Annotated in this window: 17 protein-coding genes; 11 read left to right on the top strand and 6 right to left on the bottom strand. The window is 64.8% G+C overall.

The window, feature by feature from the left end; all coding sequences use genetic code 11:
- Positions 1-46: 46 nt before the first annotated feature.
- Together I6F16_RS02015 and I6F16_RS02010 are read right to left on the bottom strand one after the other, a co-directional pair.
- Entirely contained in the window at positions 47-379 is a 333-nt protein-coding gene (locus tag I6F16_RS02015; RefSeq protein ID WP_036000311.1) for a PilZ domain-containing protein, read from the bottom strand.
- A complete protein-coding gene (locus I6F16_RS02010) occupies positions 376-1,488 on the bottom strand; it encodes a DUF2336 domain-containing protein (RefSeq protein ID WP_225173513.1) in 1,113 nt (370 codons plus the stop codon). The genes I6F16_RS02015 and I6F16_RS02010 overlap by 4 nt, the downstream gene beginning before the upstream one ends.
- Before the next feature lie 296 nt (positions 1,489-1,784).
- Here I6F16_RS02010 and I6F16_RS02005 point away from each other — a divergent pair, with 296 nt between their 5' ends.
- Together I6F16_RS02005 and I6F16_RS02000 are read left to right on the top strand one after the other, a co-directional pair.
- On the top strand, positions 1,785-2,732 hold the full coding sequence (locus I6F16_RS02005; RefSeq protein ID WP_225141708.1) for an AraC family transcriptional regulator: 948 nt from the start codon (positions 1,785-1,787) through the stop codon (positions 2,730-2,732).
- Between the two features lie 50 nt (positions 2,733-2,782).
- Positions 2,783-3,373, top strand: a complete 591-nt coding sequence (locus I6F16_RS02000) for an NAD(P)H-dependent oxidoreductase (RefSeq protein WP_225125624.1) — start codon at positions 2,783-2,785, stop codon at positions 3,371-3,373.
- A 103-nt stretch (positions 3,374-3,476) separates the two neighbouring features.
- On the opposite strand, the gene I6F16_RS01995 is transcribed toward I6F16_RS02000, so the two are convergent.
- From I6F16_RS01995 to I6F16_RS01985, 3 genes are all read right to left on the bottom strand, one after another.
- Positions 3,477-5,558: a HAMP domain-containing methyl-accepting chemotaxis protein gene (locus tag I6F16_RS01995; protein WP_225173410.1), complete on the bottom strand. Its 2,082-nt coding sequence runs from the start codon at positions 5,556-5,558 to the stop codon at positions 3,477-3,479.
- Between the two features lie 85 nt (positions 5,559-5,643).
- Entirely contained in the window at positions 5,644-6,429 is a 786-nt protein-coding gene (locus I6F16_RS01990) for a fumarylacetoacetate hydrolase family protein (protein WP_225128566.1), read from the bottom strand.
- Between the two features lie 14 nt (positions 6,430-6,443).
- Complete coding sequence (locus tag I6F16_RS01985; RefSeq protein ID WP_225173409.1) at positions 6,444-7,031, bottom strand: helix-turn-helix domain-containing protein; 588 nt, start codon at positions 7,029-7,031, stop codon at positions 6,444-6,446.
- Positions 7,032-7,327: 296 nt separating this feature from the next.
- Here I6F16_RS01985 and I6F16_RS01980 point away from each other — a divergent pair, with 296 nt between their 5' ends.
- Positions 7,328-7,642 (top strand): hypothetical protein, encoded by a 315-nt coding sequence (locus I6F16_RS01980; RefSeq protein WP_225173408.1) that lies wholly within the window; start codon positions 7,328-7,330, stop codon positions 7,640-7,642.
- 139 nt (positions 7,643-7,781) lie between these two features.
- Positions 7,782-8,453 (top strand): crotonase/enoyl-CoA hydratase family protein, encoded by a 672-nt coding sequence (locus I6F16_RS01975; RefSeq protein WP_225187077.1) that lies wholly within the window; start codon positions 7,782-7,784, stop codon positions 8,451-8,453.
- Between the two features lie 10 nt (positions 8,454-8,463).
- Here I6F16_RS01975 and I6F16_RS01970 read toward each other — a convergent pair whose 3' ends face one another.
- Positions 8,464-8,904 (bottom strand): DUF1810 domain-containing protein, encoded by a 441-nt coding sequence (locus I6F16_RS01970; RefSeq protein WP_225173406.1) that lies wholly within the window; start codon positions 8,902-8,904, stop codon positions 8,464-8,466.
- Positions 8,905-9,110: 206 nt separating this feature from the next.
- Here I6F16_RS01970 and I6F16_RS01965 point away from each other — a divergent pair, with 206 nt between their 5' ends.
- The 7 genes from I6F16_RS01965 (at position 9,111) to minE (ending at position 14,330) form a co-directional block, all read left to right on the top strand.
- Positions 9,111-10,061 (top strand): DUF2778 domain-containing protein, encoded by a 951-nt coding sequence (locus I6F16_RS01965; RefSeq protein WP_036000297.1) that lies wholly within the window; start codon positions 9,111-9,113, stop codon positions 10,059-10,061.
- A 66-nt stretch (positions 10,062-10,127) separates the two neighbouring features.
- The gene (locus tag I6F16_RS01960) at positions 10,128-10,385 is read left to right on the top strand and encodes a hypothetical protein (protein WP_036000273.1); all 258 of its coding nucleotides are present in this window, start codon (positions 10,128-10,130) and stop codon (positions 10,383-10,385) included.
- A 94-nt stretch (positions 10,386-10,479) separates the two neighbouring features.
- Positions 10,480-10,980 (top strand): SMI1/KNR4 family protein, encoded by a 501-nt coding sequence (locus tag I6F16_RS01955; protein ID WP_225173405.1) that lies wholly within the window; start codon positions 10,480-10,482, stop codon positions 10,978-10,980.
- Between the two features lie 185 nt (positions 10,981-11,165).
- Positions 11,166-12,257 (top strand): substrate-binding domain-containing protein, encoded by a 1,092-nt coding sequence (locus tag I6F16_RS01950; RefSeq protein WP_057029026.1) that lies wholly within the window; start codon positions 11,166-11,168, stop codon positions 12,255-12,257.
- 259 nt (positions 12,258-12,516) lie between these two features.
- Positions 12,517-13,215 (top strand): septum site-determining protein MinC, encoded by a 699-nt coding sequence (minC, locus tag I6F16_RS01945; protein WP_036022835.1) that lies wholly within the window; start codon positions 12,517-12,519, stop codon positions 13,213-13,215.
- Positions 13,216-13,236: 21 nt separating this feature from the next.
- On the top strand, positions 13,237-14,052 hold the full coding sequence (gene minD, locus I6F16_RS01940) for a septum site-determining protein MinD (protein ID WP_036000262.1): 816 nt from the start codon (positions 13,237-13,239) through the stop codon (positions 14,050-14,052).
- Positions 14,049-14,330 carry a cell division topological specificity factor MinE gene (gene minE / locus I6F16_RS01935; RefSeq protein WP_036033781.1) on the top strand — a complete coding sequence of 94 codons (282 nt, stop codon included), beginning with the start codon at positions 14,049-14,051 and terminating at the stop codon, positions 14,328-14,330. Before minD ends, minE begins: the two co-directional genes overlap by 4 nt.
- The last annotated feature ends 30 nt before the right edge of the window (positions 14,331-14,360 follow it).

The following is a 14,360-nucleotide window of genomic DNA, read 5'->3' as shown; positions in this document are numbered from 1 at the left end:
TGCCCCGGAATAGCGCGGGCTCCAATCGATGGGTCGAATTCTCGGTCTATTTGGCCTGATCGGAGCTCTGCGCTGCGGCAGCCGGCGCAATCGCCTGCTTCTTCTTGCTTTGTGCGGTGACGAAGTGGATGCCAGCGGTGGTGCCGTCGATCCAGACCAGCTCGCAGCGCCGGTAGGCCAGGCCCGTCGACGACAGCAGCATGAAGAATTCCTTGGCCTGGAGCACGTCCAGCGTGCCCTCGACCTCGACCTTCGCGCCCGTCTGCGAGACGTCGAGCAGGACGCAGCTGCGCCGCCAGGTGCCGTCGGATCCCATGAGATTGACCGGCTGCCTGTGGTCCATTTTCACGCGAAAGGCTTTGCGACCGTCGAACTTCATCGGCTAACCCCCATCTTTTTTGCGTCGCGATGTCCCCGGCCGCACTCCTTGGCGTTTGCGGCAATTTCGCCCCATCGCACCGTCCACTGGCTGGTCGACAGCAGCAGCGTCTCGAAAATGTGCTGCGCGCGTTCGCGCTCGGCGAAAGTAAGCCGTGTGCCGCTGCGGTTGCTCAGGATGGCGAGCGTGGTCTGCCAGTTCAGCCGCGAGGCGCGGCAGGCCATGACGAGAGCCTCGCAATCCTCGTCGGTCATGACATGCTCGACGATCTCGATGGGAGCGCCTGAAAGCACCGACAGCGCGGTGATGAGGTTGGCGGTCTCGCCGCGGATGGCGAAGCGGTTCACCGTGGAATCGTTCAGCTTGCCGATGCGGCTGAGTGCAACGATCTCCGGTCGCGCGATCGCATAGGCCGCCGCGGAGGGTAGCTTGGTGACGATGGGTGCGGCCGTTGCGGCTTGAAGCGAGACGGTGGCGTTCAGGCCGATGCCGGATTTCGGCGCCGGTGAGGCCGACAGCAACTTCCGCATGACTGTGTCGGGCGTGTCGGGCCTGAGCGCCAGTGCCTTGGTGAGTTCGTCATCCACCAGGCACTTCTCAACCAGCGCAACGTAAGCGGCTTCGGAGAATCTTGCCTCGCTGTTGCCGATCAGCGCAAGACAAACGCTGGAAGTGCCACCCTTGATCAGCGTCTCCATCACCCGTGGATCGATCGGCGCGCGGCCGGCGATGGCACATTGCTGCCGTACGCCGCTCGCGGCTGCGATCAGTGTGAGATCGGCCGTGGACAGCGACCGCGAGCGGAGCAAAACGGGGCAGGCGACTTCCGGGTCGCGGTGCGAGGCGAGACGTCGCACGGTGTCCGGCGGAGCCGCCTTGAGCTCTGCGAGCGCCGCGCTGACATCGATCAGCGCGCTGGCCTCAACCCGCTCGATCAGTCGCACCAGGACGCCGTCGACCACACCGGCGAGCAATTCCTGGGATCGACCGCGGCTGCTTGTGAGCAGTTGCAAAAGGCCGAAGAGAATGCGGGCGCACCGGTCCAGCGGACACGTTGCGACCGCGTTCTCCAATTCGGCCAGATTGTCGGCAGGCGAATTTGCCGTCATGGCAGGAGCCTGAAATGAAATAAATTGCACAATCAAACGACGGTTATTCCGCCGCAAAGGCGTTAATTTGAATCTTAAATGGCAACGGCTTCGGTATTGGCGCACCGCCTCAATCGCAGGAAACGCTATCGAAATTCGGCGAGACAGGGTTGTCCCGGATTGTTCTTTCAACCGGCCCGTCTCCAATTGATCAGGGCACGTTAGGATCGATTCTAACGAAATAACCGAAGGAGGCAGCGAACGGCACCCCGCGGCCGGACGCACATTCAGAGCGGCGCGGCATTTCTCATATTTCCATGAACAGCATTGACGATGTGCCGAGGTCGGCACTCAAAACATTTCGTTTTTCAGACGTCGACGAATTTCGAAGCGCTATACGCGGGCTGAATTTCGAATTCACCCCTTTTGTGCGGAAGATTTCGGCTGAGCAGACGATCCTGGCCCTACCGGGCTGCGACGTGAATTTGACGCGCGCGTTTCCGCGGGTGGTTGACGCACAACTCGTGGAGAATTGCACGGCGATCGGCTTCACGATAGACGATCTCAATGTGCCAATTCGCTTCAACGGCTCGCAGCGGGCGCGACCCGTCGTGGTCATCGGCAACGGTGGGGCGGCCTACACCACCGTCGAGGAGGTGCAGCGGCAAATCGCCTCGGTGGTTTTCCGGCCGGAGGTGAGGGATCGTGGCTGGCCGTCCACGCTCTCGAGCTTCAAGATTTTTGAGATCTCCACGGCCGGCTTGCAGCGATTGCGCGGCGTGGTTAGGGAGGTGCTGGCCGAGGCGGCCGGCCCGATTTCGGCACCGGAGCTCTTGTTGAAGGGCGCGGCGATGAAGGAGTCCCTGCTCGGAGCCGTTGACGAGGCCTTTGCGACGATCGTTCCGGCCCGCTGGACCTTTGCACCCAACGACGGACGGAATCTCAGGATCTTCCAGGATATCCGCGCGCTGCTGTCTGACGACCTGTCGGAGCCGATTTATAGCGACGAGATCGCGCGCAAGCTGGGGCTGTCCGTTCGGACCATGCACGACGTCGTGCGCCGCTATCGCGGCATGAGCCTGCACCGCTATTTGCGTCTGCATCGGCTGTGGCTGGTGCGTCGGCGCCTTCTCGCCGGGGCCGATAGCGTCAAGGCGGTCGCGCTGGCGTATGGCTTCTGGCATCTCAGCGATTTCTCAAGAAGTTACCGTGACCAGTTCGGCGAGACGCCGTCGCAAACACTGGGCCGTGGTCGCGGAAGGTAGTGCGACAAATCGGGTAGGGCTGGACGCCGGTTTCGTGCTACCGTCCGGCCATGAGCAATCGCATTCTCGTTCTCTACGGTTCTTACCGTTCCGACCGCATGGGCATCCGCCTTGCGAATTTCGTCATCAACCGGCTGCGCGATCGCGGCGAGGACGTCGAATTCATCGACGCCAAGGCGATCGGGCTGCCGATGCTGGACCGCATGTACAAGGAACATCCCAAGGGCTCGGCGCCGGAGGCGCTGGAGAAGCTGGCCGGGCAGATCCGCGGCGCCGACGGATTCGTCTTCGTCACCGGCGAGTACAATTGGGGCATCCAGCCCGGGCTGAAGAACCTCACCGATCATTTCCTGGAGGAATGGTTCTGGCGCCCGGCCGCGATCGTGAGCTATTCGGCCGGCCGGCTGTCCGGCGCGCGCGCAGCGACCGCCTGGCACGGCACCCTCTCGGAGATGGGCATGGTGGTGGTATCGAGCACCATCGGTGTCGGCCCGATCGCGCAGACGCTGTCGGAAGCCGGCGAGCCGATCGGCGACGGCGGCAAGGCCCTGGAGCGCTCGTTCCCGCGCTTCGCCGACGATCTGACCTGGTGGATCGAGGCGGCGAAAGCGCAGCGCGCGCGCAAGGCGCCGCCGTATTGAGGTCGCGTAGCCTGGATGGAGCGACAGCGTAATCCAGGGTCTCGCGCGTCAACGGCACTGTCCCGGATTGCGCTGCGCTCCATCCGGGCTACGACTTCGCGTGCTACGCCGCCCGGACCTCACCGAGGAAGCGCTCGAACTGGCCGGCGAGATCGCGCGACTGGGTCGAGAGCTGCTCGGCCGCGCCCAGCACCTCTCTTGCCGCGGCGCCGGTGTCGTCGGCGGCGCGCTGCACGCCGGAGATGTTGCTGTTGACCTCCTGGGTGCCGCGGGCAGCCTCCTGAACGCTGCGGGCGATCTCCTTGGTCGCCGAGCCCTGTTCCTCGATCGCCGCGGCGATGGCGGTGCCGATCTGGTCGATCTCGGCGATGACGTCGGCGACGTTGCGGATTGCCGCCACCGTCTCGTCGCTCGCGGTCTGGATCGCGGTGATCTGCTCGGAGATCTCGGTCGTGGCCTTGGCGGTCTGCCCGGCCAGCGACTTCACTTCGGAGGCGACCACGGCAAAGCCGCGGCCGGCCTCGCCGGCACGGGCGGCTTCGATGGTTGCATTTAGCGCAAGCAGGTTGGTCTGCTCGGCGATGCTCTGGATCAGCGTCACGACGTCGCCGATCTTCTGGGCGCCTTCGGCGAGCGTCCGCGCGGTGTCGCCGGTGCGGCGGGCATTGTCGACGGCACGGGCCGCGATCTCGGTGCTTTGGGCGACCTGACGCCCGATCTCCGCGATCGAGGAGGTCAGCTCTTCGGTGGCGCTCGCGACCGTCTGCACGTTGGTCGAGGTCTGTTCGGAGGCGGCGGCGACCACGGCGGCCTGGCTGTTGGTCTGCGCCGCCGTCGAGGTCATCGACTGTGCGGTGCTTTCCATTGCAGCAGAGGCCCGCGACAGGCCGCCGACCAGCTCGGTCACCTTGGCCTCGAAGGCGCGGGTGAGATCGTCGAGCGCCTGGGCGCGGCGCATCTTGCCGTCGTTCTCGGCCTGCTTCTCGGCCGCGAGCCGATCGGCGCGGATCATGTTGTCCTTGAACACCTGAACGGCCGCGGCCATCGCGCCGATCTCGTCGGAGCGCTCGGCGCCCGGAATGCTCTCCGCAACCTCGCCGTCGGCGAGCCGCGACATGCGCGTCGTCAGGCCGACGATCGGCGCGCAGACGCGGCGGCGAACCGTCACGATGAGGCCGGCGCTGGCGATCAGCACGGCGACAAGGCCGACGAGCGCGATCGTGAAGCTGGTGTGCGCGGCCGACGAAGCGCCGGCGAGAATCTGCTCGGCGTTGTCGTAGAAGGCGTCGCGGACGCCGATGATGGTGCCGAGGCCGCGCTGCGTGGCGGCGTAATAGGTGTCCATGTCGTGTTCGTACTTGCCGGTGATCGCGCCGTCCTTCACCAGCTTGAGCTCGCGGCCGAACTCCTCGACATAGATCGCGTTGAACTTCTCCAGGGCCTCCGCGACGTTCGCCGGCGTTGTTGGATTGCCGCGCAATTCCTGCAGCGACATCACGACCTGATCGTTGCGGCCCTGCGAGCGGGCAATGTCGGCCTTCTCGGCGTCGGTCGCCGGCTTCTTTCCGCCGAGGAGATTCTTGTGCAGGCTGGAGTTGAAGCCGCCGACGTCGCGCAGTGTCATCGCGACATTGGCGTAGCTGGCCTGCCGGTAGGCGTCACCGTTCAGGATCGCCATGCGGCGGACCTGCTCGTTGAGCAGCGCAGTCACGCCGCCGTTGAGCACGGCATTGTCGGCGACGATCTTCTTGGCCGCGTCTTTGCGCGCCTCGGCGGGACCCGCCAGCGCCTTGTCGATGGCCTCGCGCAACGCGGTGAACTTCGCGTTGATGCCGTCGATGTTGCTGCCGATCGTGGTGCCGTCGTCGAACGGGCCGGGCAGCTCCTTGCGCAGTGCATTCATCTTGTCGCGGGCGCGGTCGGTCTGCTTGCGCAGCTTGTCCTGCTCGGCCAGCAGCGCAGGGTCGATGGCCGCGGGTCCGTAAAGGATGTTGGTGGAAAAGCCGCGCTCCGGATTGAGATAGCGCGGGATGTCGCTGACCGCACGGACGATTGCGAGCCGCCCCTGCGCTTCAGTGATCCGTTCCATGGTCTGGTACTTCGTCGCGGCGACGTAGACGGCGAGGCCGCCGCCGACGGTCGAGAGCGAGACGATGGCGCTGGTCAGGAGCGTACCGATTTTCATGATCTGTCCGGCAAATAACGGAGAAGTATTTTGCCCGGACGATAGGGCGGCCATGTTAATCTGCGGTTTACGCTCCCTGGCCGGCTCAGCTGTAGGTCGCGCTGACCGATCCCAGCGGACCAAAATCGGCAACGTAGGTCTCGCCAGCCTTGGGCCGGAGCATACCGGTCAGCGTGCCCGTGCTGATCGTCTGGCCGGCCTTGAGACCGATGCCGGTCCGCGACAGCTCGTTGGCAAGCCAGGCCAGCGGCACCAGCGGATGGTCAATCGCCTCTGCAGCGGAGCCGCGGCGCCTCTCGATGCCGTTGCAATTGAGGACGACATCCTGAGTGGCGACGTCGCGGCTGCGCCAGTCGGCGATGGGCTCTCCGAGCACGATCGTTCCTGATCCGGAGCCGTCGGCCATGATCGCCGGCATCGGTGGAAACGCCGCATCGTGAATGAAGCGGCACTCCGCGAGCTCGATGCCGGGATGCAACGAGACGACGGCGTCGCCGACCTCGTCCACCGTATAGGGCTTCGCGCGCGGTGGCAGATCGGCGCCGAGACGCGCCTGGAACTCGACTTCGGGGATCGGGCTGCATTGTCTGGCATGCTCGACGCTAGCGGGCGAGCTCTTGATCAGGGGCGCGAACACCCGCCCATAGATCGGCGCGGAGATGCGAAGCTGACGCTGGAGCCCCGACTTCATGCCCGCGATCTTCCAGCCGACGACATCCCAGCCGAGTTCTTCTTCCACCATCTGCGCGACTTGGTACGCCGTGTCCGCATCCGGTGGGACCAGCCGTTCGTCGAGGCCGCTCTGTTGCCGGCCCTCGCGACGCAAATCGGCGAGCTGACGGGCGAGTTCGCGTTGTCGGGACAAGTCCATTGCGCGTCTCCAATCTATTTGCTTGTGCGGGCGAGGGCGGCTGCGAGGACGATCTCCAATTCCTCCTGGACCTGATCGAGCGCGTCGGCGCTGCGGCTGGCGCGGCACATCGCGACCGTGCCTTCGATCGAGGCGACGACAAGCGTTGCAAGCCGCTCGGCGCGCTCGGCAGCCAGTCCTTCGCGCAACAAGGCTGCTTGCATGATCCGCCGCCAATCGGCGAACACGCCGTCGGCGAGGTCGAGCAGGTGCTGCTGCGCGGCCGCGTCGTCCTTGTCGCTGGGCTCACCGACATAGCGATCGACCGCCACGGCGAGCACAGGGCAGCCGGCCTCGAAGCCGGTTGCCTCCAACTGGCGGTGCCATGATGCGACAAAAGCCTTGAGGCCGCCGATCACGCCGCGTTCGTTCATGGCTTTCTCCAGAGGAATGGATACCTGCCGGCCGGCGAAGGTCACGGCTTCGGCGATCAATTGCGGCTTGCCGTCGGGGAAGTGGTGGCTGATCGAGCCGCGCGGCGTCGCTGTGTGGCGGACCACGTCGCGCATGCTGGTGGCGTTGACGCCGCGGCGGCTCATCAGGTCGGCGGCGCCGGCGATCATCCTGTCGCGTGTGGTGGCAGTCATCGGGAATCCTGCAATTGGCCATCTCCATCTAGACTATGACACTTGACATAGGCAAGCCGTGCTGAGATATGACGAGTGTCATATTCGTGGAGAGGTGCCGATTTGACCATCATTACCGTCACCGCACCGGCCGGACGGCTCGGCCTGCCGCAGCGCCGGCAGCTTGCGGAAAGCCCTGACCGACGCCGTGCTCGAGCCCGAGGTCGGCCAGAGGGCGCCGGCGGTCCGAATGGGGTTTCAGGTGCATTTCCACGACCTTCCGGTCCGACAGCATGGCGATCGGCGGCCGGTTGCTGTGCGACCAGGACAAGCCGCGCGACATCATCACCGTCAACATCGCCGTCATGAACGCGGCCTGGCCGGCGGAGGTGCGCGCCGAGGTGATCCGCAACGTGCTGGCGCGGCTTGCGGAGGCCTGCGGCATGCCGGCGCCGTCGCCGACCTGGTGGGTCAATTTCGAGATCATCGATGAGGGAAGCTGGGGATCGCGCGGCGGGGTGCTCTCGATCCTTCAGCTGCTGGATTCCGGCGTGTTCACGCCGGCCCGGATCGAGGCGATCCGCGCGGCGCTTCAGCAGCCGGCCTGACTTGCTGCCAACACCAACAATCGGGAGACGAGCACATGAGCGAAGGTCAGATCGGCACCGAGGTGCACGGCCACGTCCTCAAAATCATCATCGCCAACGCCGCGAAGAAGAACGCGTTCACGCCTGCGATGATGGAGCAATGTCCGATGCACTCACCGAATTGCACCACAACGAGGCCTATCGCGTCGGCGTGGTCTGCGCCGAGGGCGGGGATTTCACTGCAGGTCTCGATATGCCCAAATTCTTCGGTCCCACCGCGGAGAAGCGCAACACCAAGGACGGCAATGTCGACCCGTTCGGGCTCAACAAGCGCTGCCGCAAGCCGATCGTGACGGCCGTGCAGGGTATCGTCTACACCATCGGCATCGAGCTGATGCTCGCCGGTGACATCGTGGTTGCGGCCGACGATGCACGTTTCTGCCAGATGGAGGCGAGGCGCGGCATCGCACCGCTGGGCGGCGCGCATTTCCGCTTCCTGTCGCGGGCCGGCTGGGGCGATGCGATGTATCATCTGTTCCTCTGCGACGAGTTTTCGGCGCAGCGCGCGCATGCGATCGGTCTCGTCCAGGAGGTCGTGCCTGCAGGCGAGCAGATCGAGCGGGCGATGACGCTCGCCGCCATGATCGCGCGCAATGCGCCACTCGGCATCCAGGTGACCAAGGAAGCGGCGGCGAACTATGTCGAAGCTGGCGAAGCGGCTGCGATTGCCTACATCCCGAAAATTCGCGATCGTGTGCTCGGCAGTGCCGACGCCAAGGAGGGCATCCAATCCTTCATCGAGCGTCGCGCGGCCGTCTTCCAAGGACGTTGATCGGCGCCTGCTAATGCCGGGCCTGATCGAGCCTTTCGAGGATATCCAGCGTGGCGCCATCGCGTTCGCCTGCGAAATATCGGGCGAGCGCCTGATCGAAGACGGGCTCGTCGGAGACCGCGCCGAACAGCGTCATCGACGAGCGGAATTTGGCGTCATCCGGCGCGCCGAGGATCGCGTTGATGGTCCGGCCCTCGACCGCGAGCACCAGCTTGGTGCATTCGATCAGCCGGCCGCCCAGGATAGGGTGGACGAGATAGGCCTCGGCCTCCGCGCGGGAGCCGATGGCATATCGCTGCGACATGGCGCTGGCGCCGAGACCTGCGACCTGGGGGAAGATGAACCACATCCAGTGAGTCTGCTTCCGGCCCCTAGCCAGCTCGCCCAAGATGTCGCCATAGACCGGGTCCTGGGCCTGGACAAAGCGATCGAGATCGAACGGATCGGTCATTGGATACCTTAGGGGATACCTTTGGAGGGCCTTGGCGGCCCCGATTATGCCTAACTTTTGGCTCCCAATGTGGTAGCTGGTATAGAGTCTCTCCGGGTGGGGGTGGGTAAGCCCCCGGGGGTCGATTTGGGGATCTGATGGTTTCCGACGCAGCACACGCCGAGAGGCTGTTGTCGCGCCGCCGTGTCGGGCGGGCTGAAACGATTCTGCTGTCTGTGGCCGCGATGGCGCTGGCGCTCGGCGCCGCCGCGTGGGTCGCCGATATCAGCGATTCGACCCCGCTGGTCTCCGCGGCGTTGCCGCCGGCCAATGCCCCCTCATTCGAGGACCGTTTCGCCTCGGCCTCGGCCGGCCCGTCGCCGCGCGAGCTTGGTCTGCGGGTGCTGGAGCGCTCCGCGGTGAATGCAGCCCAGCTCAAGCTGCGGGATGCCAAGGCGATGCTGGCCCAGAAGCTCCAGGGCGACGACTGGCGCTCGATCCTGACCGAGGACGACCGGTACATGACCGAGGAGGCGAGGCGCTCGCAGCGCGCCGACGCCATCCCCATGCCGCGCGCGCGTCCGGTCCAGGCGGACTTCTCCGCTCAGATCGCATCCAGCCAGGCCTATGCGGACACCAATCTCAGGGTCGACAACCGCAATTTCTTCGAAAAATTCACCGACAAGATCAAGCTGGCCTCGCTGACGCCCGGCGACGGCCTGCTCGGCAGGGGGCCGGACCTCGCCGCGCTCGGCTACGATTCGCGCACCGCGGTCTATGACATCTCGGCCAAGGCGGTCTATCTGCCGAGCGGCGTGGCGCTGGAAGCCCATTCCGGCCTGGGCGCCCTGATGGACAATCCCGACCATGTCGACCGGCGGATGGTCGGCGCGACGCCGCCGGCGATCTACGATCTGAAGCCGCGCGAAAAGCCGTTCCACGGCGTCCGTGCGCTGCGCATGACCCCGGTCGAAGGCACCAGCGCGCTCGGCCGCGTCGGGCTGCTCACGCACAATTACCTGCTCGGGCCGCGCGGCGATTCCAACGGCTGCGTCTCGATCAAGGACTATGATCGGTTCATCAAGGCCTACGACAATGGCGAGTTCAACCGCCTGGTCGTGGTGCCGAGTCTGCGCGGCGCGGCGACCGCCTCGCAGCGCGCGAGCACCGATTCCTGATATTCGCCTGCGACGGCGGGGCTGCCGTTTCCCCTTCGTTAAGCCGTCCTCGTCCAGAAGCAGCACATGAGCGATCCATCCAATTCCGAGACCCCGCTGCGCACGACGTTCAAGATCAAGCTGAACGGCGACACGCTGGCGATCGCGACCGTCGGTCAGGCCTATCAATTCCTAACCAACTTCAAATCGGTCGAGTGGATGGAATTTCGATCGCTGCACGAGGACGCCGTCGCGGCCCTGGAAGGCGCCGCCGGTAACGCCATGCTGGCGGTGCAGGCAACCAACGCCGTGCGCGCGCTGTTCGTCAGCGCCAAGCTGCTCTGAGAGAATCTCTCCCTCTGGCCTGATCCGTCGCCCTCGAACCCACTGCAAGGCGGGTGCGACGAAGGCTTGCGCGTCCGCGCCAGGGAGAGGGAATATGAAATTGGCAGAATTCATTGCAGGCATCGACGTTGGCGCGGAGCAACCAACCGAAGCCGCGCTCACCGCCTTCGAGACGTCCATCGGCTGTCGCTTGCCGGACGACTATCGCCGCTTCCTGCTGGCCTGCGCCGGCGGCTATCATCAGGGGGGCGCCGACTTCAGCTGGCCGCATGGGGACTGGGCGGGTTCGGTGCAGGAGGTCCTGGGATTGCGGTCCGACGAGTGCTCGCTGGTGCAGACGCGCCAGACGCCGCAATGGCCGACTGTCGATGAGCTGTTGTGGATCATGAGCGACCACGGCGGCAATCCGATCTGCATGACGATCGACAAGGCCCATTTCGGCGAGATCTGGTTCATGGACCACGAGATGGCCGAATACGAAAAGCCCTGGACACTGGCGCAGGCGATGTCCGATCAATGGGGCTATGTCCTGCCGCTAGCACCGACGTTCAGCGATTTCATCGCCGGCCTGTACGAGGAAGCAGCGGCCGCCTGAGGCGAGGCCGGGCCGAGCGGGCGGGTCCGCCGCGACATGCTGGGTCCAGCTGGTCCACGGTATCCGGTGCAGGCCCGACCTTTCTTTTCCGTCGCTTGAACTCCGCTCCCGGAACGGGCAAACGGTTCGCCAAGAAACCGTGGCCCAGGCCATCCATTCGACGCTGAGTTCAAGGGAGACCCATCATGAAACGCCGTACATTCCTCCAAGGTGGTGCGGTCGCCGGCGCGACCACGCTGGTTGCGGCCCCTGCGATCGCGCAGAGCATGCCCGAGATCAAATGGCGCCTGACGTCGAGCTTCCCGAAATCGCTCGACACCATTTACGGCACGGCGCAGACCTTCGCGAAATATGTCGCCGAGGCCACCGACAACAAATTCCAGATCCAGACCTTCTCGGCGGGCGAGCTCGTGCCCGGCCTGCAGGCGCTCGATGCGGTCAGCACCGCATCAGTGGAGATGGCGCAGACGCCGCTCTATTTTTACATCGGCAAGGAGCCGGCGCTGGCCTATGCCACCGGCGCGCCCTTCGGCATGAACCATCGGCATCAGGAATCATGGTGGCACTTCGGGGGCGGCGCCGACCTCACCAACGAAGCGCTCAAACCCTTCAAGGCGCACGCCATCCTCTGCGGCAATTCCGGCACCCAGATGGGCGGCTGGTTCCGCAAGGAGATCAAGTCCGTCGACGACCTCAAGGGCCTGAAATTCCGCATCGCCGGCATGGGTGGCCATGTGCTGGCAAAGCTCGGGGTCGTCCCGCAGCAGATCGCGGGAGGCGATATCTATCCGGCGCTGGAGAAGGGCACGATCGACGCGGTCGAATTCGTCGGTCCTTATGACGACGAGAAGCTCGGCTTCTACAAGGTCGCCAAATACTACTACTTCCCCGGCTGGTGGGAAGGCGGTGCCATGTTGCACATGATCGTCAACGACGAGAAATGGAATTCGCTGCCTAAGCAATATCAGGCGATCGTCAACCAGGCGGGCGCGGCGGCCGGTGCGTGGATGCTCGAGAAATACGACAGCGTGAACCCCGGTGCGCTAAAGCGGCTGATTGCGAACGGCACCGAGCTGAAGGCGTTCCCGCAACCGGTGCTGGAGGCCTGCTACAACGCGACCCAGGACCATCTGAACGAGCTCGCCGCCAAGAGCGACCTGTTCAAGCGGACCAAGGAGAGCCACGACGCGTATATGAAGGAGGTGCTGTTCTATACGCAGATCGCGGAGAATTTCTACGACAACTATCTGCTCAGCAAGACGCGCAGCAAGACCTGAGCGGAAGAGGCGAGGGCGCGGTGTTTACGCCGCGCCCAGCTTCGTAGCCCGGATGGAGCGCAGCGCAATCCGGGAGAGTGCCGGGTGATGCGCGAGACCCGGATTGCACAAACGGGCGGCGCTTTCGCGCCGACCGTTGGCTCCATCCAGGCTACGGGACCGCGCATCCACTCACGTAACCCCACGGAGACATTAACCAGCCATTAACCATATCGGCCGCATCGTTAACCATTCAATAACAGGGAACGAGTCGGCCGCCATGGAGGCTGCAGCAAAGGTCCAACGTCAGATGGTGCGCCTGCGCGGGCGCTCCTATGTGGCTTTCGTGTTCACGCCGACGGTTCCCGTGCAGGACTGGCTGCACGAGATCGACGCCACGATTGCGCGCTCGCCCGGCTTTTTCGCCGGCCGGCCGGTGGTGATCGACCTGTCCTCGGTCGATCTCAGCCAGGCCGGCATCGGCCATCTGCTCACCAGCCTGCAGGACCGCAACATCCGCGTGCTCGGCATCGAGGGCGTGGAGGAGGGAAGGCTGACGCCGATGATGCCGCCGCTGCTGTCGGGCGGACGCAGCTGCGTGGTCGAGCCGAGCGCGCCGAAGAAGGCCGAAGCGAAGGTCGAGACCAAGCCGACGTCGCTGCTGCTTGAAAACCCCGTGCGCTCGGGCCAGACCGTGATCTTCCCGGAAGGCGACGTCACCATTCTCGGCTCGGTCGGCTCGGGCGCCGAGGTCGTCGCCGGCGGCTCCATCCATGTCTACGGCGCGCTGCGCGGCCGCGCCATGGCGGGCGTCAATGGACACACCAGCGCGCGCATCTATTGCCAGAAGATCGAAGCCGAACTGCTTGCAATCGACGGATTTTATCAGACCGCCGAGGACATCGACGAGGCCCTGCGCGGCAAGCCGGCGCAGGCCTGGCTGCAGGGGAATACCATGCGAATTACAGCACTGAACTGACCAGCAAAGGAGACATTTCAGATGAGTAAGGTACTGGTCGTGACATCAGGCAAGGGCGGGGTCGGTAAGACCACGACCACCGCCGCGCTGGGAGCTGCCTTGGCGCAGCGCGGCGACAAGGTGGTCGTCGTCGATTTCGACGTCGGCCTGCGCAACCTCGACCTCGTGATGGGCGCCGAACGCCGCGTCGTGTTCGATCTCATCAACGTGGTGCAGGGCGTCGCCAAACTCCCGCAGGCGCTGATCAAGGACAAGCGGCTGGAGAATTTGTGGCTGCTGCCGGCGTCCCAAACCCGCGACAAGGACGCGCTGACGGAGGAGGGCGTCGGCAAGGTCATTACCGAGTTGCGCAGCCGGTTCGACTGGGTGATCTGCGACAGCCCGGCCGGCATCGAGCGCGGCGCTTCCATGGCGATGCGCTTTGCTGACGAGGCCGTGATCGTCACCAATCCGGAAGTCTCCTCGGTGCGCGATTCCGACCGCATCATCGGCATGCTCGATTCCAAGACGGTGCGGGCCGAGAAGGGCGAGCGCGTCGAGAAGCATATTCTCATCACTCGCTACGATCCCTCACGCGCCGCGCGCGGCGAGATGTTGACCATCGACGACATCCTGGAGATCCTTGCCACGCCCTTGCTCGGCATCATCCCCGAGAGCCAGGACGTGTTGAAGGCCTCCAACGTCGGCACGCCTGTGACTCTGTCGAATGCCGATGGAGCGCCGGCACGAGCCTATATGGACGCCGCTAAGCGCCTCTGCGGCGAGAACGTGACAATGCACGTTCCTGCCGAGCGCAGAGGATTTATGGACCGGCTGCTGCGACGGAGGGCTGCATGAGCATGGGTCTGCTTCGACTCCTCCGCGGCAAGAAGGCCACAGCACCCGTCGCGCGCGAACGGCTGCAGATCCTGCTTGCCCATGAACGTGGAATGCGCGGCCAGCCCGATCTGCTCGGTGTGCTGCGTGAGGAAATTCTCGCTGTCGTGTCCAAACATGTGACGCTGGACCCGACCAAGGTCATCGTCCGGCTCGAACGCGGCGACGAGGTCTCGACCCTCGAGGTCGACATCGAGGTGCCCAACGATTTCGAGGGCAAGAAGGTGGCGGTCGCGTAGGGGACGCGGCCCGCAGACTCCCGTTTTGGG

Origin of the sequence: Bradyrhizobium sp. IC4060 (assembly GCF_020193715.1) — a bacterium.
Lineage (GTDB): Bacteria > Pseudomonadota > Alphaproteobacteria > Rhizobiales > Xanthobacteraceae > Bradyrhizobium > Bradyrhizobium yuanmingense.
Note: the sequence above shows the minus strand (reverse complement) of the source record. Positions and strands in the feature narration are given on the sequence as shown.